16 protein-coding genes and 2 tRNA genes are annotated in these 22,335 nt (G+C 33.8%); 4 read left to right on the top strand and 14 right to left on the bottom strand.

Annotated features, from left to right (window positions below; all coding sequences use genetic code 11):
- Together AC3IPI_RS07420 and AC3IPI_RS07415 are read left to right on the top strand one after the other, a co-directional pair.
- On the top strand, positions 1-945 hold the full coding sequence (locus tag AC3IPI_RS07420) for a hypothetical protein (RefSeq protein WP_489158130.1): 945 nt from the start codon (positions 1-3) through the stop codon (positions 943-945).
- Entirely contained in the window at positions 942-2,045 is a 1,104-nt protein-coding gene (locus tag AC3IPI_RS07415; RefSeq protein WP_489159219.1) for a glycosyltransferase family 2 protein, read from the top strand. Before AC3IPI_RS07420 ends, AC3IPI_RS07415 begins: the two co-directional genes overlap by 4 nt.
- Positions 2,046-2,144: 99 nt before the next feature.
- Here the strand turns inward: AC3IPI_RS07415 and AC3IPI_RS07410 are convergent, their stop codons facing one another.
- Genes AC3IPI_RS07410 through AC3IPI_RS07400 form a run of 3 tightly spaced genes read right to left on the bottom strand, consistent with a single transcriptional unit; the run spans position 2,145 to position 3,611 of the window.
- Positions 2,145-2,858, bottom strand: a complete 714-nt coding sequence (locus AC3IPI_RS07410; protein WP_489158128.1) for a DUF4184 family protein — start codon at positions 2,856-2,858, stop codon at positions 2,145-2,147.
- Between the two features lie 3 nt (positions 2,859-2,861).
- Positions 2,862-3,338, bottom strand: a complete 477-nt coding sequence (locus AC3IPI_RS07405) for a hypothetical protein (protein ID WP_409415384.1) — start codon at positions 3,336-3,338, stop codon at positions 2,862-2,864.
- Between the two features lie 42 nt (positions 3,339-3,380).
- The gene (locus AC3IPI_RS07400; RefSeq protein WP_123869438.1) at positions 3,381-3,611 is read right to left on the bottom strand and encodes a hypothetical protein; all 231 of its coding nucleotides are present in this window, start codon (positions 3,609-3,611) and stop codon (positions 3,381-3,383) included.
- A 202-nt stretch (positions 3,612-3,813) separates the two neighbouring features.
- Between AC3IPI_RS07400 and AC3IPI_RS07395 the strand changes: the two genes are divergently transcribed.
- Positions 3,814-4,314 carry a DUF456 domain-containing protein gene (locus AC3IPI_RS07395; RefSeq protein ID WP_039116291.1) on the top strand — a complete coding sequence of 167 codons (501 nt, stop codon included), beginning with the start codon at positions 3,814-3,816 and terminating at the stop codon, positions 4,312-4,314.
- A 2-nt stretch (positions 4,315-4,316) separates the two neighbouring features.
- Here the strand turns inward: AC3IPI_RS07395 and AC3IPI_RS07390 are convergent, their stop codons facing one another.
- The 11 genes from AC3IPI_RS07390 to dnaE all read right to left on the bottom strand — a co-directional run bounded on the left by AC3IPI_RS07390 (position 4,317) and on the right by dnaE (position 20,723).
- Entirely contained in the window at positions 4,317-5,906 is a 1,590-nt protein-coding gene (locus AC3IPI_RS07390; protein ID WP_489158125.1) for an MFS transporter, read from the bottom strand.
- A gap of 4 nt (positions 5,907-5,910) precedes the next feature.
- Entirely contained in the window at positions 5,911-6,963 is a 1,053-nt protein-coding gene (locus AC3IPI_RS07385; protein WP_409415383.1) for an HlyD family secretion protein, read from the bottom strand.
- A 28-nt stretch (positions 6,964-6,991) separates the two neighbouring features.
- Positions 6,992-8,338: a TolC family protein gene (locus tag AC3IPI_RS07380; protein WP_039116826.1), complete on the bottom strand. Its 1,347-nt coding sequence runs from the start codon at positions 8,336-8,338 to the stop codon at positions 6,992-6,994.
- A gap of 510 nt (positions 8,339-8,848) precedes the next feature.
- Positions 8,849-9,676, bottom strand: a complete 828-nt coding sequence (locus AC3IPI_RS07375; RefSeq protein WP_039116287.1) for a helix-turn-helix domain-containing protein — start codon at positions 9,674-9,676, stop codon at positions 8,849-8,851.
- A gap of 122 nt (positions 9,677-9,798) precedes the next feature.
- A tRNA-Asp gene (locus AC3IPI_RS07370) sits at positions 9,799-9,872 on the bottom strand.
- A gap of 717 nt (positions 9,873-10,589) precedes the next feature.
- Positions 10,590-10,663, bottom strand: a tRNA-Asp gene (locus AC3IPI_RS07365).
- Positions 10,664-10,749: 86 nt separating this feature from the next.
- Complete coding sequence (locus AC3IPI_RS07360; protein ID WP_039116824.1) at positions 10,750-11,688, bottom strand: DUF58 domain-containing protein; 939 nt, start codon at positions 11,686-11,688, stop codon at positions 10,750-10,752.
- 8 nt (positions 11,689-11,696) lie between these two features.
- The gene (locus tag AC3IPI_RS07355) at positions 11,697-14,261 is read right to left on the bottom strand and encodes a M1 family metallopeptidase (RefSeq protein ID WP_489158122.1); all 2,565 of its coding nucleotides are present in this window, start codon (positions 14,259-14,261) and stop codon (positions 11,697-11,699) included.
- A gap of 87 nt (positions 14,262-14,348) precedes the next feature.
- Positions 14,349-14,666 (bottom strand): thioredoxin, encoded by a 318-nt coding sequence (gene trxA, locus AC3IPI_RS07350; RefSeq protein WP_039113817.1) that lies wholly within the window; start codon positions 14,664-14,666, stop codon positions 14,349-14,351.
- A gap of 412 nt (positions 14,667-15,078) precedes the next feature.
- The gene (locus AC3IPI_RS07345; RefSeq protein WP_039113816.1) at positions 15,079-16,002 is read right to left on the bottom strand and encodes an outer membrane beta-barrel protein; all 924 of its coding nucleotides are present in this window, start codon (positions 16,000-16,002) and stop codon (positions 15,079-15,081) included.
- Positions 16,003-16,181: 179 nt separating this feature from the next.
- Entirely contained in the window at positions 16,182-20,723 is a 4,542-nt protein-coding gene (gene dnaE / locus AC3IPI_RS07340; protein WP_489158119.1) for a DNA polymerase III subunit alpha, read from the bottom strand.
- A 232-nt stretch (positions 20,724-20,955) separates the two neighbouring features.
- On the opposite strand from dnaE, the gene AC3IPI_RS07335 reads away from it, so the two are divergent.
- A complete protein-coding gene (locus tag AC3IPI_RS07335) occupies positions 20,956-22,335 on the top strand; it encodes a PKD domain-containing protein (RefSeq protein ID WP_489158117.1) in 1,380 nt (459 codons plus the stop codon).

The following is a 22,335-nucleotide window of genomic DNA, read 5'->3' as shown; positions in this document are numbered from 1 at the left end:
ATGATTTCAATTCCTCACAAAGCTAAACAATTCCTTGTTCTTGTAATCAAACTTTTGATTGTAGGTGGCGCATTTTACTTTATTTATAATCAACTTGCACAGAATGACAAACTAGATTGGCAAAAGTTCCTAATTTTATTCAAAAAGAACCAATCGGTTTCGGGGATTGCTTTCATTTTATTGTTTAGCGTTTTAAATCGGTATTTCGAAATCCTAAAATGGCAAAACCTGGCTCAGGTAATCCATAAAATATCGGTATCTGAAGCGACAAAACAAGTTCTTGGGGCTTTAACAGCGGGGCTTTTTACACCAAACGGAATTGGGGAGTATGCTGGAAAAGCATTGTTTTTTGATAAAAAAGACACTAAAAAAGTCGTATTCTTAAACCTGATTTGTAACGGAATACAAATGGTTCTTACGGTTATATTTGGTATTTTTGGCTTAATGTATTTTAACTCAAAATACAATGTGATTACGCCAACAACGGTTGCTTTACTTTTCGGACTTCTATTTATTCTATTTCTTGTGGTTTTTCTATTAAAAAAGATAACAATCAAAGGATATTCTATCGAAAGGCTAATTCATAAGATTAACGAAATTCCAAAACCGATTCATCAAAGAAATATCCTTTTAGGAATCTGTCGCTATCTTGTTTTCTCACATCAATATTATTTTTTGTTTCTGGCTTTTGATGTCGACTTACCTTACTTTACAATGATAGCTACAATCTCGACTGTTTATTTCTTAGCTTCATCTTTACCTACCTTTCAGTTTTTGGATTTTGCTGTAAAAGGAAGTGTTGCTGTATATTTCTTCGGAATTCTTGGCGTAAACGAATGGATCGTGATTTTTATATCCACCTTAATGTGGTTCTTAAATGTGGTTTTACCTGTAGTTATCGGAAGTTATTATGTCTTGAATTTTAAAACTAAAACCACTAAATAATGGTAATTCTGTATTCCATAATACTAATCTATTGTCTTGTTATAGCTTGGCTTAGTTATGGTTTTACTAAAATTAAGAAATATCAATCTGCCGAATTACCTCCTAAAACACGTTTTACGATTGTTGTTCCTTTTAGAAACGAAACAGAAAACTTACCGACTCTTTTAAATAGTATTTCGAGATTAAATTACCCTATCGAACTCTTTGAAGTAATTTTAGTTGATGATGATTCTGAAGAAGCATTTTGTATTCTGTCTCAGAAATTTAGTATTCGAATAATTGAGAATATTCGTGTTTCAAATTCTCCTAAAAAAGATGCCATTACTACAGCTATGCAACATGCATCGACCGAATGGATTATTACAACCGATGCCGATTGCATTGTTCCTAAAAACTGGTTACAAACTCTAGACAATTACATCCAGCTTCATGATGTTTCGATGATTGCTGGCGCGGTTACATACGAATGTGATAATTCATTTTTGGATCATTTCCAGCAGTTGGATTTAACGAGTTTACAAGGCGCAACAATTGGAAGTTTTGGTTTGAATAAAGGTTTTATGTGCAATGGTGCTAATTTTGCTTATACAAAATCCTTATTTGTAAAACTAAATGGTTTTGATGGCAATAACAAAATTGCCAGTGGTGATGATGTTTTTTTATTACAAAAGGCAATCGCAGCGTTTCCTGAACAAGTACATTATTTAAAATCTGAAGCTAATATTATAATTACAAAGCCAACTCCCGATTGGGAAAGCTTGTTTTATCAGCGGGTTCGTTGGGCAGCTAAAACGAGTTCGTACCAAAGTACGTTCGGGAAATTATTGGGTATTATTGTTTTCCTTGCCAATTTAAGCGTTATTATAACTTGGATTATATTTCTAGCACTTCAAATAAACTACATTCATCTTCTGAGTATATTAATTCTGAAGTTTATATTAGACTGGATTTTGCTTTATCAAACCAATTCTTTTTTGACCGGAAAGCAAATGCGTTTCTTTATTCTCTCGAACTTATGGTATCCGTTTTTTAGTACTAGTGTTGCTTTATATAGTTTATTAGGGAGTTATGAATGGAAAGGAAGACAGTTCTCTAAGTAATATTCTAATGAAAATGACAGCTCTAGCCCTGATGGAAGCGGCATCCTTTTTATTTTTTCTTTAAAAATAAAAAGATATAGCGGACAGCAGGAATAGCTTCTAAATAATTTTTCTGTTTCTGAAAATCAATCCGGCAAAAATTAGCGCCAAAAACATGGAGGAAATTGCACTTACAACTACACTCCCTATTTGTTTAAATGTCATTCCTAATGCAAATCGTATACTCAGGATTATTACCGCAATACCTAGTACTGAAAACCAATATTTAAGATTGACTTTATTAGGTTCTTCAATTCGTACAGGTAATTTATAGATATAAAAAAGGATTAATATCATCCCAATTAAAGAACTTAAATGCTGAGCGATTTTATAAATAGGAATTGAATATAAGTCTCCTCCCAAAAAGTGTATTCTTTGTACAAAATACCCATTTATATGTGTGAATGAGTCCCAAAATATATGAGAAAAAATTCCTAATATAAATGAGACTATAACAATCCAGATATTAGATTTAAAGTAATTTAACCAGTTACTTTCTTTAAGAACATATAATCTTTCTTTAATAAAATCAGGCAAATTGTCTATTAATTGTCTTTTTATTATTTGATGAAATAAAAATGCTACTAAAACGCCTAAAGGAATATCTACGAGAAACACACCTAAAAAAGTATGTCCGATATCGCCTTGCATTTTCATTCTGAAAAAATATTCTAAATCGGGAGACATAGACCCAATTACCAAAGCTGTTGCTGAGAGTTTTTTATTCTTTAAAAATGGCAGAACAATAGCTGGGTGCGAAAAAGTAAATGGCACTACTTACTCTACTTTTAGAATTACAGGTAATATAAATTGTGTTTTTACAGGAATTCCGCGTTTAATAGCTGGATTGACTTTTGGGAAATCGACTAAACGGGCACGGAGAATGCTATCAATTTTTACTGTATCGTAAGCCACTGAATCTTTTGGGAACTGAGGTTCGAATTTCATTGTGGCATTTGGAAAAATTGTCACTTTTACTTCGATAGTATCTAGTTCTGGATAAAGTATTGCAAGGGTGTCACTGCTTAGTTTTTGCTGGATAAGTTGTGTCATTATCTCGAAGAAACATTGTTGACGTTGCTTTTTATTTTCAATTTTCTCGCAATCGACCACAGATGGAAACTCATCGACTTCTTTCCAGTTAATCGATTTTAACTCTTTTTGCAATAATTCTTTTTCAGAAGGAACCTGCTTCTCAAAATATTGACAAGAGTTAAATGAAAGGATTATTAATAAAAGGGAAAACTGCTTCAAGGATTTGATTTTGAATTAAACTATTAATTTATAAAAATACAATTATTTTTTTTGAGAAGCTTTGTATAATAAATAATCTTCATAGCTTTCTGATAGCCACTCTTCTTTATTTTTTGCCGCAATCTCCTTTTGAGCAGGATATAAACTAGCCAATCGGTCAGAGAAAGTAGCAATTTGTACTGTATAATTATAAAACTGTGTTTTAGTTAAAACTACATCTGGATTGCTTTTAGTTTTAAAAAAATCAAAAAAAAGTGCATCAAAATCTTTCATTGAAAAATTTAATACTTTTTTCTTATTACTTTTATAGATGCTATCCTGAAGTAATCTATCGTCTATTGAAAGTTTTTTAGTTTGTGCATACGTACTTGTATTGATTGAAAAAATCAAGGAACAAAACAATACAAATTGCAAAAATCTAAACATGGACGAATCTAACTAAAGGATTGTAGGCGCAAAATTACAAAAAAATTATATGGATTCACTATTATTGTTACTCGGCTTTATATGCATGATTGTTGGTATTTTAGGTAGTTTTTTACCTGTTTTACCCGGAATAAGCCTTAGTTGGATTGGTTTATTATTGCTTTATATGACAAAAGTTGTCCCAATGAATTATTGGGTTTTAGGCATTACACTTGCTGTAACAATCATCATTTCTGTCCTAAACTATATCATTCCCGCCAAAGGAACTAAGAAATTTGGCGGAAGTACTTATGGAGTCTGGGGGACTAATATCGGTTTGGTCGTTGGTATTTTTGCCCCAATTCCGTTTGGTTTTATTATTGGCCCATTTGCAGGAGCGTTTATCGGAGAATTAATCTACGATTCTAAAGATCATAATCGCGCGCTAAAAGCTGCAACAGGTTCTTTTATTGGCTTTCTGGCATCGAGTTTTATAAACTTTATGCTTTGCATTATATTCTTCGGACTTTTTCTTACGATTGTATGGCAAAATCGCGCTGGACTGTTCTGAATTTAGAAACTATTCCAAACTCTATTTTTAAAAACATCAAATGTTTGTTTTAAATGCTGATTGATTCCTAACAAGACTACAACAATTAATAATCCGTAACCAACAGCAGTAAAAATCTCCATATTTGATAACAGAATAGATTGCTTGGTTACTGAACCTAAAATTTGTTTCATCGCCAGAAGATTAGCCTCGTCTGGATTAAAACCTTTACTCACGAAGCTTTGTGCTGTTTGTGCGATTCTGCTTTGCGTTTCGGGGTTTTCGGGCGCAATAAACTGTGTCAATTTTGTAAAGTGTGATTTCTGAAAAAACTTCTCTGCATTTTGCATAATACAAAACCCAATTGTACTTCCCCAAAAACGCCCTGAAACTCCGATTGCTCCAGAATATGGCGCTAAACCTGTTGGAACAGATGACATTGTAAACAAAACCAACGGCACAAATAAAACCCCTACTGCAACTCCTTGCAGAATATATGGTATTGCCATTGCCGATAATGAAATATCGGGCACAAAAAGAAACGTAAACCATAAGTGGAACACCGCAAGAATAAAAAATCCTAGCATAAAGATATATCTCGAAGCTACTGTTTTTGCAAGAAATACTGCCGCAAGAACCATTCCGATTACATTACCTATTACATTAAGAAACTGAATATGCGCTACGCGCGATGGCTCCCAGTTCCAGACACTAAACATTGTACTATGACAAATATTAAGTGTTGCTCTACCGATATAAAAAAGAAAAAACAACAAGAAACCGATTCTTAGATTGGCATATCTAAAAACATTTAAGTCAAAACAAGGTCGTTTTACGTGCAATTGTCTAAAAATAAATAAACCGGTCGAAATTAATGATGCAATTAATGCAAATCGGATTTCGAAAGATTCAAACCAATATTTTTTCTCGGCATATACAAAGAAATACGCTCCGCATAATATGGCAATCAACAATAAAACAAAACTTGTCCAATCTATCTGATACAGAGGAATTTTTCGATGGAGACGACTATCATTAAACGTTATCATTATTAATAAAACACAAATAATCTGGAATAATGCCGAACCATACGCCATGTATCTCCAATCGTAATTTTCTAAAAGCCAAACAGCAATATTCATTATAAAAGGTGATGATAATAGTAGCGCCCCATAATTAAAGGTGAAGCCAATTATAATTGCATTTTTAGATTTAAATCTGGTAATTAATAACTGCCTTAACGGAACTCCTGGTAATGCCATTAGGAAACCTTCGGCCATTCTTATCATTATAAACAATGAAAAGTTCTTTACATAAGCCGACAACATTATAGTAATGGCTACCAAACAAAATACCGCAATTAGATATTTTTTAGTGGGAAAAAATTTAGAAAATCGGCTTTCTATTAATATCGTGGCAAGCAAAGTCCCGTAAGTAACGCACATAGAGAATTGCAAGTCCTCTGGTTCTATATCTAGAAAACTTGATGCATAAGTAACATTTGATGAGTAAACTCCCAACAAAATCATGGAATGCAACATGCAAAAAAACAAGATTACAATGATTGCCCAATTAGGAACCCATGATTTAAAAACGCTTGTATTGTCTAACATTATGTTATTTGTGTTCGGCTACTACAGTTATATTCATTCCGGCACGAAGGAAATCAGTTTGTTCGCTTGTGTCTTTTAATTTTATTCTTACTGGGATTCTTTGTTCTATCTTGATAAAATTTCCCGTGGCATTATCTGGTGGCAATAACGAAAATCGTGCGCCACTGGCTGGAGATAATGAAGTAACTACTCCTACAAATTCTTTATCATTAATCGCATCTGCGTGTATCTCTACTTCTTGACCGATAGTTAAGAACTGAACTTGAGTTTCTTTAAAGTTTGCTGTAATCCATTTTTCTTTACTCACCATCGACAACAAAGTTTGTCCTTCTTTTATCATTTGCCCTGGCTGAATTGTTTTTTTAGCAACCCATCCGTCATAAGGCGCAGTGATTACTGTGTACGAAAGAAACAAAGCAGCATTATCTGCCAATGCTTGTTTGGACTGAATTACTGTTTGTGCAGTAGGTATATTTGCTGCAGCTTGTGATGTATTTAAAGTCGATGATTCGATTCGGTTACTCATTTCCTGATACTGCGCCTGAGCCGATTCGTAATCTGCTTTTACCTTCTCTAATTGTTGTTCGGTTGCAGCTTCTTCTTTTACCAAAGCTTTGTATCGTTGGTACTCTAATTGTGTTTTCCAAAGATTGGTTTTGGCTGCAGCCAATTGCGACTTCCCAATTGTAGTTGCACTTGCGGTTGTAGCCACATTTTTCTCAACAACAACGCTATTTCTTTTAGCACTTTCTACATCTGCCAAAGCCACATCTAGTCTTGATTTATACTCGCGATTGTCTATAACTAATAAAGTATCTCCTTTATGTACAAACTGATTTTCTTCGTAACGAACTTCCTGAACGTACCCAGTAATCCTGGACATAATAGGTGTAACATATTGCTCAACCTGAGCATCATTGGTTTCTTCGTGATTTTTATTAAAAACATAAAACCAAATTCCCAAAACGATTCCGCTTAAAACAAGCACGCATGCAATAACAGTTATCAATGTATGAAACGACTTATTAGCTCTTGTTTCATTTTTTATCTTTACCATAAAATTCTATTCTCTTTTTAAAATTCAATTATTTTAATAATCCTGCAGTATGAAGCAATTCATAATGTTTCATTTCGGCATCAATTCGCGTTGCTATTTTATTATATTTTGCTTGCAGCAACGCATTATCAGCATCGACCATTTCGGTGATCAGAACCAATTGGTTCAGGTATTTTAACTTAACAATACGATAATTCTCGGTTGCTAATTTTAATGCTTTATCGACAACTTTAATCTTCTCGGTGATTTCTTCATATTGCGTATGATTTCTAAATAATTCATCCTGAACTTTATTCTTTACAATTTCCGATTGGGTCTTCTGTAATTCAATTCTAGAATTTGCAATATGTACTTTGGTTTTATTTTTATATAATCCCGACAAACTAAATGTAGCTTCGATACCAACTTGCCCTAGACTATACAAATAAGGATTTGGTGGAAAGAACATATAATTGGGATATTTTAAATTATAATCTCCAAAGAAGTTTATGGTTGGATAATAATTTCCTTTTGCCAATTTCAATTCTGTCTTCTTGATTTCGATTTCCTGATTTGCAATTCGCATCTCTTCATTTTGAAGTGTATTATTTAAATAGAAATTATAGTTATCCATCTTTACATCTTCATTAAAACTTGCAGTTGTATCAATCGCTATTTCTTGTTCTTCGGGTAACTGAAGAATTGTTTTTAATTCATGAAGTGCTATTTTGATATTTTTAGAGTTTGTCAAAGCATTCAGTTCACGATCCGAAAGTTGAAGCTCTGCTCTTAAAACTTCATTCTTGGTAATCGTACCGTGATTCTTTAAGGATTGAACTTCTTTGAGTCGGCTTTGTTCTTCTTTAATATTTTCATCAATGATTTTTTGAAGTTCCATCATTTTCTGAATTCCCAAATAAGTAGCAATTACTTCTAACTGAATATCATTTTCAGCTTTTTCGCTTTTTACCTGAGCAATCTTACTCTCTTGGTTGGCAATTGCGATAGCATTGTTTATCTTATTCCCAGCATATAGTGGCACTTTAATAGCCGTTCCTATATTATACATCTCTGGAATAGTATGGGTTACATCCTTATCTTTTAGAAACCCTCCTTTAAACTCTGTTAAGTTTGTAACACGAGAATAACCTCCATTAAAATCAATTTCAGGTAAACGAAGTTCTTTGGTTTCTTTGATATTCTCTTTAGAAATATCGACTTCGATGCGAGATTTAAGTATGTTTTTGTTGTTTTCTTTTGCAATTTTAATCGCTTCTTGTAATGAAATCGGATTTATTTGCTGAGCTTGTAGTGTAGTTATCCCAAATAAAATCAGGATTAAAGCTATTTTTTTTGGACGATAACACTGTATCGAAAACCATTTTTTAAGGAACATGAAAGTAGTGTGATTTATTCACTGCAAAGTTCTTTCATTTTATAATTGCCTGATAATTCTAAAAAGTCAATAACGTATTCATTTCGGACAAATTTTAACAATTGAGTTTTTCATGCAGATTTCGCAAAAAAAACACCAATAATCATACTATCAATTATAATCCGCAATGCTTTTACTCCCGCAGATTCGGCAGATTTAGCAGATAAAAAAATTGCTAAATTTTTTAGGAACATAGAATTCGTATTAAAAACAACAAACAAAATCCTTTTATAGATTCAAAAAAAATCTGCAGAATCTGCTAAATCTGCGTGAAAACATTTTACTCACTCAAATTCAACAGCTTTTAGAAGATAAAAAAAATGATAAATTATTCAGAAATATAAAACTGTATTAAAGACAACAAACAAAATCCTTTTATAGATTCAAAAAAATCTGCAGAATCTGCGTGAAAACATTTTACTCATACTGATTTCGCTAAAAAAAATTAACACCCAATAACTAGATTACTTTTCACAACTTACCTTTTTTCAGAATGTTTTCTCCATTAAGATAATCAGAAGGCCTCTGTCCTAATATCTTAAAAAAAGTATTGCTAAATGTTGGTACACTACTGTATCCTACTTCTTGAGCCACTTCTTTTACAGATAATTTTCGATCAAGCAGCAATTCAATTGCTTTTAATACTCTTCTGATTGTATAATATTGAATAAAAGACATTCCTAAATCTTTCTGAAACAAACGATATAAAGACTTCTCGCTATATCCAAATTGATGCGCAACTTCTCCAAACAGAATCGTTTCTCCTAAATTATTTTCAACATAACGCAAGATTTTACTCAAGCGAGCATCTTTTGGCAAAGGCAATTCTAGTGGTAAATTGGTTAAACAAATTTGAGGTAATATTGCTTTGATAGCTTTAGCAATCACAAAATTCGGGCTTCCCTTTTTAAGATCACCATTCCATTGATTCGTAAAAAGCATCATCTGAAGCAGTAAGTTATTAACTGGATAGATACCTTCTTTTTGATAAAAAACATCTTCGTCTTTCTCTACAGGAAAGTATAAATTTCGCATCATCACGTTTTCAGACTTTGGATGAATGCTGTGTTCAATTCCGCTTGGAATCCATATAAAATGTCTTGCTGGTAAAAAATACGTTTTGGTTTCAGTCGTTACAAATACAACATCGCCTTCCGTATAAAGAAATTGTGCTTTATTATGTTTATGTGTAGGAACATATAATTCCCCCATCAAATCATGATAACAATAAATACTTTTTTTATCAGTATCTACCGTTTTAATATAGTACTTATGTTCTTTATGAATTGAATGTTCCATTGTAGTACGTGTATATCGACAGACTTTTTGCGATATATAAATATAAGGAAGATAATTAAGCGGAGTGGAATTACTATAAAATAAAAAAAGCCTTTCTGTTAAGAAAGACTTTTCCAATATTGCGGTCTGGACGGGACTCGAACCCGCGACCCCATGCGTGACAGGCATGTATTCTAACCAACTGAACTACCAAACCAACTCGCTTTATTGTGGGGCAAAAGTACAACAGAAGTTGTGATTCTACAAGCTTTTTTTGTGTTTTTTAAACAAAAAAAATCGTTATTTTTTTAATCCATTGATTTCTATTAAACTAGAAAATACTATTTTCCCATCATATAAATAATATCAGGGCAGATATCCTCTTTTTAACGCATAACTGGAATAAACGTATTTGAAATTTGGACTTCATTACCTATTTAACCGCAAAGATTACAAAGTTAAAAAACGCAAAGTCCGCAAAGCTTAATTAAAACTTTGCAGACTTTGCGTAAATCTTAATGTTCTTTGCGGTAATCTTTTTTCCTAACCTCCAACTTTTGCACTCGATTCCTAATATAACCGCAAAGACTGCAAAGTTAAAAAACGCAAAGTCCGCAAAGCTTAATTAAAACTTTGCGGACTTTGCGTAAATCTTAATCTTCTTTGTGGTTAAATTATTGCCACAGATTATAAGGATTAAAAGGATTTCAAAAACTTTGCGGACTTCGCGTAAATCTTAGCGCTCTTTGCGGTTAATTTCCCAAACCAAAAAGGTCTTAAATCAAAAAAGCCATCCACAAAAGTGGAAAGCTTTTCATTGGTCTAACTACTAAACCCGGTCAGCTTACAAGGCCGACCAAACAACACAACTAATCTTAGATACCGTATTTGGGCAAAAAAGCCTTTCTATAAAGAAAGGCTTTTCCCAATATTGCGGTCTGGACGGGACTCGAACCCGCGACCCCATGCGTGACAGGCATGTATTCTAACCAACTGAACTACCAAACCTCTGCGTTATTGCGGTTGCAAAGATAGTATAGAATTTCGTTTCTGCAAGCCTTTTTGTAAAAAATTTTAATTTATTTTTTTACTCATTATCCAAAGTTTTGTTTTTCAACCAAGTAAGTAGTTAATATTTTTTCGAAATTATCACCCACTGCGACCGGAACATACTTAATTCTGTTCTGAGCACAAGTTAAAGCCAGTCTCTTAAAATAACTTTCTACCTCTTTTTCGTATTCTATTTTCACATTATCGGCAAAAACAGCTACTTCTTCACCAGTTTCCAGGTCAATAAATTTGCGTGGCGCATTATCAAAGTCAAATTTCACTTCTGTTTCCTTATCTATTACATGAAACAAAACCACTTTATGCTTATTATGTTTAAGATGTTGCAATGCATTAAACAATAATTCCTCTCCCGACGCATCGCCACTGGACTGAAACATATCTGTAAATAGGACAATCATCGAACGTCTGTGGATTTTCTCCGCAATTTGATGCAAATACGTAACCGTATCTGTTTTTTTACTCGTCTTAGGTTTTTCCAGAAGTTCTTCCAGTTTATTAAGCAACATTCTATGATGACGATCACTCCCTTTTTCGGGTGCGTAATACTCATAACTATCCGAAAACACACTCAAGCCTACTGCATCACGTTGTTTCTTTAAAATATTCATTAAAACAGCCGATGCCAAAACCGAGAAACCTATTTTATTCTCATAAAAAGACTGATTTGCTTTTAAATCAGGATAATGCATCGATGCCGAGTTATCTATTATTAAATGACAACGCAAGTTTGTTTCTTCTTCAAATCGCTTTGCATACAAACGGTCTGTCTTGGCATACAATTTCCAGTCGATATGCTTTGTGCTTTCGCCAACATTATACACTTTATGCTCAGCAAATTCTGCCGAGAAACCGTGAAACGGACTTTTATGCATTCCCGAAATAAAACCTTCCACAACCTGATTAGCCAACATCTCAAGATGCTGAAAACTAGAAATTTTCTCTATTTGCGATTCAATCTTCATTCGATTTCTTATTTTATTTTTTGCGCTCGATACAAACCATCTGTCGATTGCAGCAACTTTCTCTTTAATATTGGACTAAAATTAGGATTTTCTTTTAAAAATCGCTGCACTTCATCAAAAGCATATTTCGACGAATATTTCCCAATAGTATTATTCAACCAGTCTTTTGGAAAGAAAATATCTCCTGTTCGCTGAATCTCACTCACTAAATCCAATGAAAATCTAATATATTTCTGAGCACTTTCCTGACGTAACGGATGATGCACATTTGCCAAAGCAACCGAAACCCAAGATTCCTTCTCTCTGTTCTTCTCGTCTTTTAAAGACATCATAAAAGCTCCTCTAACAGAATCCTCTTTTGATAATGAAGGAAGCAAGAAATCAAATCGCTTTTGCTTATCTGGATTACTAATCTCTGCTCTTGTTTTACTTAAAATCTCATCCGCCTTTTGATGTTTAAATATAGCCAAATTCATAGCCATACTTGTATAATCATCTTCATTTAATTTTAAATTAGCAATTACCTCTTCCTTACTCCATATTCGGTATAATTTTTCCTTTCCCGAATCAGAATAAGCAATAGAACTAAACAAACCAAACAACGTCTTTTTTATATTTTTTGGCAAATCCGTTTGTAAACGACTATAAACAACTTCCTCAAGTTTTTGCTGATTTATACTTTGTTGCTTATCTCCAAGAAATTTCCAAAAAATAGTATTTAATTGACTTGATAATATCTTAATAACCAATTCATTTTGCTCCACTTTAATTCCTTCCAAACAAGCATCAAAAGTCTTTGCAGGAGCAACCGTACCCGTTAGCATATTTTCATAAAGGTTAATATAACTATAAGCTCTTGCTACCTCATCGTTTATTGTTATATAATCCAGATTATTTACATCTACTGGAAAAACACCATAACCCAACCCATTATAATTGTATATAATTGTCATTGGCTTAGCCAAACCTAAAATACCATCTACCTTTGTTATTTTATCCTTTACAGCTACTTTAATCACCTTAACACCATCAGGATAAACCAATCCTATATCAAAAAGCTGCGGCCAAAGATTATTCGATTTATCCTCTGCTTGTTGATTAATTTCAAAGCGTTGTATACGATTTCCAGAATCATACTCAATATGCGCTGTAAGAATAGGTCTTCCCGATTTATTAACCCAAACATCACTCCATTTCTTAATGTCCAATGGAGATTCAGCATCCAGAATTTCAACTAAATTCTCCCAATTTGCATTATCATTAGCATATTTCTCAATATACTTCTGAATACCTTTCTTAAAAGCCTCTTCTCCCATCGAAGCTTCTAATTGACGCATCATAATTGGCGCTTTATTATAAATGATACTTCCATAAAGCGATCCTGCGTTTTTAAGATTTGCTAATTTTTGCTTAATCGGATGTGTTCCCGCAGACCTATCTTCGTCATACGCACTAGGATAATGAGCTGTTAAAAACTGTAAACCATGATTTACCTTCGGAAAAATTGGATTCATGATTTTGTCTGCCATAAAATTTGCAAAAACCTCTTTCATCCATACATCATCAAACCATTTCATAGTCACCAAATCACCAAACCACATATGAGCAGTTTCGTGAGCAATAAGCTTAGCTCTATTCAATTTCTCGCTATCAGTAGCGCTGTTATCCAAAAACAAAGAAGACTCTTTATACTGAATAGCTCCCACATGCTCCATTCCTCCATATTGAAATACAGGAATCGAGGCAAAATCCAACTTCTGAAAAGGAAACGGATATTGTGTATATTGCTCCAAGAAACCTAATGATTGCTGATGTAAATTAAAAATAGTATCTGTACTTGCTTTTATTTTATCGGGATTATTTTCCCTGTATAACATTGTCATCGACCTATTACCACGAGGGTTTTCGGTGACTTTTTTAAATTGACCAGCCACAAACGAAAACAAATAAGTACTCATTTTGTCTGATTTCCCAAACTTATAAGTAACCGTTTCTTCCTTATCAAACTTCTCTTCTACACTCGCACCAGCAAGAACAGCCCAATCCTTTGGCACAGTAAGACTAAGCACATAAGTTGCTTTAATATCTGGCTGGTCAAAACAAGGAAACAACGTACTAGCTCTATCAGGAACTAACAGCGTATAAAGAAAATCATCATTCCTGTTCAACGATAAATCTCCAGCTATAAATGAAATTTCGACTTTATTATTACCTTTCACTAAGCTCTTTTCAGAAATAACGATATGTTCTTTCTCATGCACAATAGCAACATTTTTGCCGTTTACAAGAATCGATTTTAGATTCTGCGATTTTTCATTAAAATCTAAATACACAGGGCGACTTAAATCCAACAATTTAAACTCTACAGCAAGACCCGAAACAATCTGCTGGTCTTTTTTATCAGGAATTGCAAACGCTAATTCATACGTTACATCCGAGATTTGCTGTTTTCGGAAGATCGCCAATTCCTCAGAAACTCCTTTTTCCAATATAAACTCTTTCTTTTTTACAGATTGAGACCAACAAATACTAGTTAGGACAAAGAAACTAAGGAAGCAGTAAATAATTTTCATTTTAGGAATAGGTATTGATATTCGTTAAAAATAAAAAAAGGTTTGACTTTCGCCAAACCTTTCTATATAAATTATAATCGGATTCGATTACAACAATGCGTCTAAACTATCTGCGTAAGTTTGTTTCGGAGCAACTCCTACTTGTTTACCTACTACTTCACCATTATGAAAAACCAAAACAGTTGGAATATTACGTACACCGTATTTTGCAGCAAATTCTTGGTTTGCATCTACGTCTACTTTTCCTACTACTACTTTTCCAGCATATTCAGTGCTTAATTCGTCAATGATTGGTCCAACCATTCTACAAGGCCCACACCATGCTGCCCAAAAGTCAACCATAACTGGTTTATCTGATTTCAAAACTACTTCATCAAAAGTAGCGTCTGTTATTGCTAATGCCATTTTCTTTTTTGTTTAAAGTTTAACCCTCAGACTTCGCTTCGGGGGACAATTTTTAATGAGTTTCAAACTCGAGTACAAATTTAGAAATTTAAAATCAATTCACCTCAATTTACAAATTAGTTTTCATTATAAACGCATTACAAATTTCTATACTTCTATCGTTATTTAAGCAATTTCAGGAGCTTAATCCTGCTATCAGCTATATCTTTTACGGCTTAAAGAAAGCCTTAAAAGGATACCGCTTCTATCAGGGCTAGAACATTAGCAATCCACAAGAGTCTTTTCTACTTTATCACACTTTAACTCAATACCAAAAAGCTAAAAAACACAATAGATTCCTAATTAGAATTAAAACAAAAAAGAGGATATTCTTTCGAACATCCTCTTTTCTAAAACTATTAAAGTAATTATATTACAAACTATATTTAAGACCTAAAGTAAGACCTAAACCTGAAATACCAACGTAAGAGCTTAATTCATCCATTGCTTGTGTTTTATCAACACCATTAGGATTTGTCAAAGCATTATTAGAAGTTGTATTTAAAGAACTTCTGTAATTTGTATGTATTTGAGAAGTTGATCTAGTTGCTAAAGCATCTTTTCCATTAACAGTAAATTCAGTAGTTTCTTTAGTTTTTCCGTGTACAGTAAAGTTACGGTATTCTAATTCAGCAAAAACCGAAATGTTTTTTCCTAATTTATATGATGTTCCTAAAGCAGCAACAAACCCAATAGTAGGATTTGGTTTTACTTTATCAACGCTACGAACATCTCCAAAAGCAATTGGAGCTCCCGTTGGTGCAAAAGCGATCGGTGCGTATGCATCAGTAGTGATTTCTAAATCTCCATGAATAGGAACTAAAACCCCAACTTTAGTATACGGCTCAAAACCTTTGTGCTCTCCTAAAAATAATACTAATGCAGGCGCTAAATCAAAAGCAGTAATTTGACCTACTGATTTAAAACTATACACTCCAGCTGGCGTAATAGGCACATCTGATCTGGTTTGCGCCATTGTTTTATCATTACTAGTGTAATAATTAACCCCTAACTCAACCCCTAAACGAGCATTAAATCTATAACCCGCAGTAACGCCAGTTCTAAAACCTTCACCAAAAGAACCTGTAACACTTTCTTCAGAAACTAACTTACCCCCAACGTAAGTTCTATCCAAAGGAAGATTTCCTCCTACTGTAGGAAACTCAGTTGCGGCAGTTTGCAAGAAATATGACCCGCCTAATTTAAAATACCAGCTTTCTGGTTTTTGTGTTTCAGTTTGAGCTACCATAGTCATAGAACAAACCATTAATCCTAATAAAAAAAGGTTCTTTTTCATAATTTTTTTCTTAAATAATTTATACAAACATAAAATAATTTAACAGAATGTTCTCTTTATGCATTGGGGCAATAGGAGCGCAATCGTTGTAATTCAACACAATGATACTAAAAAAATAGTATGCATGCATAATTTTAACGTAAAAAAAACACATTATTTAAAATTTTAACTGTTAAAATTTAATTCAGCTTAAAATTTATCTGCATTTTCTCTAATTCTTGCAATAACTCAGTCGAAATCTTAATTTTTAACCTTCTACTCGGCATAGTCAACTTAGTAACCACACTTATTTCTTCCACCTCAGTAACCTCAGGTGTTTTTGTAGCAGCAACTTCATCAGTATCATTTTCGTCATTTTCATCGACAAAAACAGCATCTTCAGTTTCTTCAAACTCATTATTTGTTTCAACCTGAACCAAGCGCTTTACTTTTTCTAATTCCATGATTTCAAAAGTCACCTGATTATCGCCTTTATTCTCACTAAACAAATGACTCAACCTATGAATAAAATCTTCATGTAAATCTTTTATGTTCAACAATAAAATCAACTTTTTAGCAAAAGCTTCCAGAATATCCTGCAATTGTCTTATTTCGACAAATTGCATTCTTGGATCAGATTTTTTACCTGTATCATGATTTACCCATCCGTCTTTTATTAATATTTTCAGGAAAGCAAAATTATTCTGAATCAGGAAATGGCGGAATTTCAGGTATTCTTCACCAAAAATCTTAAACTCATAACTTTCATCATATCCTTCTAAATTAAATACCGCCCAGCCTTTTCCGTTTTTCGCCACACGGTGTTGCACGTTATTTATAATTCCTGCAAAATTTAGATTTTTACCCACATATTCATTCATACTTTTCAGCGATTCTAATCTCGCATTACAAAAGTATTTCATCTCAAATCTAAAATCGTCAAGAGGATGTCCAGAGATATAAATCCCAACAACTTCTTTCTCCTTAGCCAGTTTTTCCATCGTACTCCAGTCTTCACACGGAGGCACAACAGGCTCGGCAATTTGCACTTCGCTTGTTTCTCCAAACAAACTCACTTGCGATGAATTTTCATTTTCCTGAAACTTGGATCCATAACGAATTGCCTTTTCATAAAAAGTAATTCCGTCTCCATCATCATGAAAATATTGTGCTCTTGTAGTTCCTTCAAACGAATCAAAACCACCAGCCAAAGCCAGATTTTCGATTGCTTTTTTATTCGCAGCACGCAAATCTATTCGTTTAGCTAAATCAAAAATCGATTTATATCTACCGTCTTTTCTACTTTCTACAATTGTTGCCACTGCTCCAGAACCTACTCCTTTGATAGCTCCCATTCCAAAACGCACAGCATATTCATCATTTACAGTAAACTTATAAAACGACTCGTTTACATCTGGTCCTAAAACCTGTAATCCCATTCGTTTACATTCTTCCATAAAAAACGAAACCTGCTTAATGTCGTTCATATTATTAGAAAGTACCGCAGCCATATATTCAGCAGGATAATGCGCTTTTAAGTATGCCGTTTGGTAAGCAATCCAGGCATAACAAGTCGAGTGCGATTTATTAAAGGCGTAACTCGCAAATGCTTCCCAGTCTTTCCAAATTTTCTCCAGAACTTTTGCATCATGACCTTTCTTAGCCGCTTGTTCTACGAACTTAGGCTTCATTTTATCCAGTACATCTTTTTGTTTCTTACCCATCGCCTTACGCAAAACGTCGGCCTCACCTTTTGTAAAGTCAGCCAGCGATTGCGACAAAAGCATTACCTGCTCTTGGTAAACCGTAATTCCGTAGGTTTCTCCCAAATATTCCTCACAGGCATCTAAATCGTATTTGATTTCTTCTTCGCCATTTTTTCTTCTTACGAAAGATGGAATATACTCTAATGGTCCCGGACGATACAAGGCATTCATGGCAATTAAATCTCCAAAAACCGTAGGCTTCAGATCCTTCATGTATTTCTGCATTCCGGGTGACTCATATTGGAAGATTCCAACTGTTTCTCCTCTCTGGAAAAGAGCATACGTCTCAACATCATCAATCGGAAAAGTATCGGGATCTAAGTCGATTCCGTTTCTATATTTTACTAGTTTAACAGTATCTTTTATCAAGGTAAGGGTCTTCAGACCCAAGAAGTCCATCTTTAGCAATCCTGCACTTTCGGCAACTGAGTTATCAAACTGTGTTACATATAAATCAGAATCTTTTGCTGTAGTAACAGGAACGAAATTCGTAATATCCGATGGCGTAATAATTACACCACAGGCATGAATTCCGGTATTTCGCATCGACCCTTCAAGGATTTTTGCTTGTTGAATTGTTTCACCAGCCAAATCATCTTCATTGGCAATGGCAATTAACTCTTTTACATTCTCAAATTCATCCGAACGAAGTGCTTTTTTAACTTCCTCCTCACTTTCAGAAATAAAACGCGCTAAATTCCATTTAGACGGCATCATTCCCGGAATCAGTTTTGCAATTCTATCGGCCTCAAACAATGGCAAATCTAGTACACGAGCCGTATCACGAATCGCCGATTTGGTTGCCATTTTACCATACGTAATAATTTGCGCAACCTGATTCTGCCCGTATTTATTAATTACATAATCCATAACACGACCACGACCCTCATCATCAAAATCGATATCAATATCGGGCATGGATACACGATCCGGATTAAGGAAACGCTCAAAAAGCAAATCATACTTAATTGGGTCAATATTCGTAATTCCTAAACAATATGCTACCGCAGATCCAGCAGCCGATCCACGACCAGGTCCTACCGAAACGTCCATATTTCTGGCTTCAGCGATAAAATCCTGAACAATCAAGAAATAACCCGGATAACCAGAATTCGAAATCGTTAATAACTCAAAGTCTAAACGTTCCTGAATAGATTCTGTAATTTCTCCATATCTCTTTTTTGCACCAACCATAGTAAGGTGACGCAAATATTTATTTTCACCTCTAACTCCACCATCAGCTTCATCCTCGACAACTACAAACTCCTCAGGAATATCAAATTTAGGAAGCAATACATCACGATAAAGCGAATAAATCTCGACCTTATCTACAATTTCCTGAATATTGATAATCGCTTCTGGTAAATCAGCAAAGAGTTTTTTCATCTCATCAGGCGACTTATAATAGTACTCCTGATTTGGTAATCCGTAACGATATCCACGACCACGACCAATTGGCGTAGCTTGTTTTTCACCATCTTTTACACACAATAAAATATCGTGTGCATTGGCATCTTCTTTATTTAAATAATAAGTATTATTAGTCGCAATTAATTTGACATTGTGTTTTTTAGAAAACTCAATCAGCGTTTTATTCACACGATTTTCATCTTCCTGATTGTGGCGCATAACTTCAAGATAAAAGTCATCTCCAAATTGTTCTTTCCACCAAATCAAAGCTTCTTCAGCTTGGTTTTCACCAACATTCAGAATTTTACTCTGGATCTCTCCGTATAAATTCCCGGATAAAACCATGATATCTTCTTTGTATTTTTCAACAATAGCACGGTCAATTCTGGGAACATAATAAAACCCATTCGTAAAGGCAATCGATGACATTTTTGCCAAATTGTGATACCCTTTTTTATTTTTGGCTAATAATACAACCTGATTTCCGTTGTCTTTCTTGGTTTTATCTAAATGGTTATCACAAACATTAAACTCACAACCCACGATTGGTTTTATCTCAGTTTCTGTTGGTTCTTCACCACCCTCAACTAAAGCTTTATTTTTTCCAGAAGCAGCTTTGTTATGATTCATAACAGCGCTCACAAAATGAAAAGCTCCCATCATGTTTCCTGTATCAGTCATAGCAACGGCTGGCATTCCGTTTTTGGCTGTAGCCGAAACAATATTACCAATCCCAATAGTGGATTGCAAAACCGAAAACTGCGTATGGTTGTGTAAATGCGAATATTTTGCCGCTTTAAAATCTTCTCTGTCAGAATGAGAAACCGTAGTTTCATTACCAACAGATTCCAGAGCTTTTAATTGCTCTCTGATTTTATCAGAAGCTGCTTTTAAATTGATGTGTTTTAAACCAATTAACGGAAATTCCTGAGGATTTCTATTCTGAAATTCCTTGAAATAATCCTTCGGAACATCCAATTCTTCTTTGGTAAAAACCTCTCTTCTTATTAACTCCAAAAAACAACGCGTAGTTGCCTCAACATCGGCAGTTGCGTTGTGCGCTTCTGCGAAAGGTTTTTCAAAAAGATAACTATGTAATTCTGTTAACGTTGGCAACTTAAATCTTCCACCACGACCTCCCGGAAGCTTTAATAATGAAGCAGTAACCTCAGTACAAGTATCCAAAACTGGCATAGAACTCATTGGAGATTCCACGCCCATTCTATGAAACTCGGCTCCCATAATATTAACGTCAAAACCTAAATTCTGACCTACAATAAATTTAGTCTTGCTTAATGCAATATTAAATTTCTCCAGAACTTCTGCCAATGTGATTCCATCGGCTTCAGCCAACTCTGTAGAAATTCCGTGAATACGCTCGGCATCATACGGAATATTAAATCCTTCAGGTTTTACCAAGTAATCCTGATGTTCGATTAATTGCCCCATTTCGTCATGAAGCTGCCAAGCGATCTGAATACAGCGAGGCCAGTTATCAGAATCGGTTATTGGAGCATCCCAACGTTTTGGTAATCCAGTAGTTTCGGTATCGAATATTAAATACATAAGCTTAAAAAGACAAAATTAAAATTCCAAAATCTAAACTTCACCGCACATAACCTACTGATTTAATGCATTATACAAAACCGTGAAATATAAAATAGAGGAAGTTCAAAATTACGCTTTTTTTCTGCTTAAATAAATAAAGAATTACAAAACATAGTTGTTAAAAAATTTGATTTATTTTCTTATAAAAAAGATATCTTTGGCGGTATAAATCAAAAATCATTTTATTTTTATGAAAAAAATCTACTTTTTTACATTTATTTTATTAAATCTACTTAATTCCTGTAGCAGTAATGATGACTCAGAAAAAAACAAACTTACAGCATCATTTAAATTATCCGCAACTAAAGTTAATATTGGTGATGAGATCAAAGTAACAAACTTATCCACATCTAGTGCTGAAATCGCTTCTTATACATTTGTTTTCGGGAACAATGTAAAATCTACAGAAAAAGAACCTACATTTTATTATTCAGAATCTGGAGAATATACCGTTAGCCTAACTATTATAGATGTAAATGGAGCTGCTTCCAGCACCTCTATTAAGGTAAGTGTAACTAATGAAAATTCTCTTTTAGTTGAAAATAAAAATCCTGGTGGCTCAGACACCTACCCTCTCGAAATAGGTATTCATGACAATAAAATATTCTATACGGAAGCCATTAGATCAGTATTAACATCAAACTCAAGTTTTTACAGGCATTTAGAATATGATGATGTAACTAGAACTTTCACCACTAAAGTTATAGCTCAGAAAGGAATTAATTCCGGACATGCACAAACGATTTTTCTAAATAACGAAAACAAAATTGTAACATTTGTTGAGTCTATTAATTACATCGGACATAAAGAAGTAGAATTAAACTCTGACTGGAATTCAATTCGAGCGGATAGTTACAGTTACAGAACCATTTATGGCTCACTACAAAACAATGACCAATACTATTTTTACGGATCCTACAGCCAAAATCCTGCAATAGAAATCAGAAATAGTGCAGGTCAGTTTGTAAGTAGAAAAACATATGAAAACACTCTTAAAAATGCTTTTATTGGAAATTTAATTAAAACAGGAAATACATATATTGCTTTTGGAGGTAAATACGACACATCTCAAACAGAAGCATTTACGAATTACAAACCAATATTATTATTTCTTAATGAAAATCTTGAAATAACAAATCAAAAAATATTTGAAACTGGTAATTTAAAGAAGGTTGGACAAAGTTGGAATAACTTAAACGGCTCTTTTATAGTGAGAAAACTAACCAATGGAAACTTAGTACTATACAGTCATAATGAATTAAGAATAACAACGGATCAGGGTGAACAGCTAAACGTAATTACTTTTCAAAATAGTGATTCCTACATTCAAGGTCTTATAGAAGTTGAGAATGGCTTTATAGTATCTAGTGCTTATAAGTTAGAAAAATATGATAATAATGGCACATTAATCAAGTCAGTTCGATATCAAGGATCCGGCAATTCAGGTTTTGTAAAGAAAGGAGATTTAATTTATTTTGCAGCTGGATACGGAGCATCTTATGAAAACTATTCGCTAAATAAAGCAGCACTTGGAGCAATGGATTTTAATCTTAATTTTAAGAAGATATAA

Source organism: Flavobacterium sp. GL_143, from assembly GCF_057834355.1.
Note: the sequence above shows the minus strand (reverse complement) of the source record. Positions and strands in the feature narration are given on the sequence as shown.

Bases quoted from the DNA above. Each gene is read 5' to 3' on its own strand.
- AC3IPI_RS07420 (WP_489158130.1), top strand. From the start codon at position 1: ATGATTTCAATTCCTCACAAAGCTAAACAATTCCTTGTTCTTGTAATC.
- AC3IPI_RS07400 (WP_123869438.1), bottom strand. From the start codon at position 3,611: ATGAAAGATTTTGATGCACTTTTTTTTGATTTTTTTAAAACTAAAAGC.
- AC3IPI_RS07395 (WP_039116291.1), top strand. From the start codon at position 3,814: ATGGATTCACTATTATTGTTACTCGGCTTTATATGCATGATTGTTGGT.
- AC3IPI_RS07390 (WP_489158125.1), bottom strand. From the start codon at position 5,906: ATGTTAGACAATACAAGCGTTTTTAAATCATGGGTTCCTAATTGGGCA.
- AC3IPI_RS07385 (WP_409415383.1), bottom strand. From the start codon at position 6,963: ATGGTAAAGATAAAAAATGAAACAAGAGCTAATAAGTCGTTTCATACA.
- AC3IPI_RS07380 (WP_039116826.1), bottom strand. From the start codon at position 8,338: ATGTTCCTTAAAAAATGGTTTTCGATACAGTGTTATCGTCCAAAAAAA.
- AC3IPI_RS07375 (WP_039116287.1), bottom strand. From the start codon at position 9,676: ATGGAACATTCAATTCATAAAGAACATAAGTACTATATTAAAACGGTA.
- AC3IPI_RS07360 (WP_039116824.1), bottom strand. From the start codon at position 11,688: ATGAAGATTGAATCGCAAATAGAGAAAATTTCTAGTTTTCAGCATCTT.
- AC3IPI_RS07355 (WP_489158122.1), bottom strand. From the start codon at position 14,261: ATGAAAATTATTTACTGCTTCCTTAGTTTCTTTGTCCTAACTAGTATT.
- trxA (WP_039113817.1), bottom strand. From the start codon at position 14,666: ATGGCATTAGCAATAACAGACGCTACTTTTGATGAAGTAGTTTTGAAA.
- AC3IPI_RS07345 (WP_039113816.1), bottom strand. From the start codon at position 16,002: ATGAAAAAGAACCTTTTTTTATTAGGATTAATGGTTTGTTCTATGACT.
- dnaE (WP_489158119.1), bottom strand. From the start codon at position 20,723: ATGTATTTAATATTCGATACCGAAACTACTGGATTACCAAAACGTTGG.
- AC3IPI_RS07335 (WP_489158117.1), top strand. From the start codon at position 20,956: ATGAAAAAAATCTACTTTTTTACATTTATTTTATTAAATCTACTTAAT.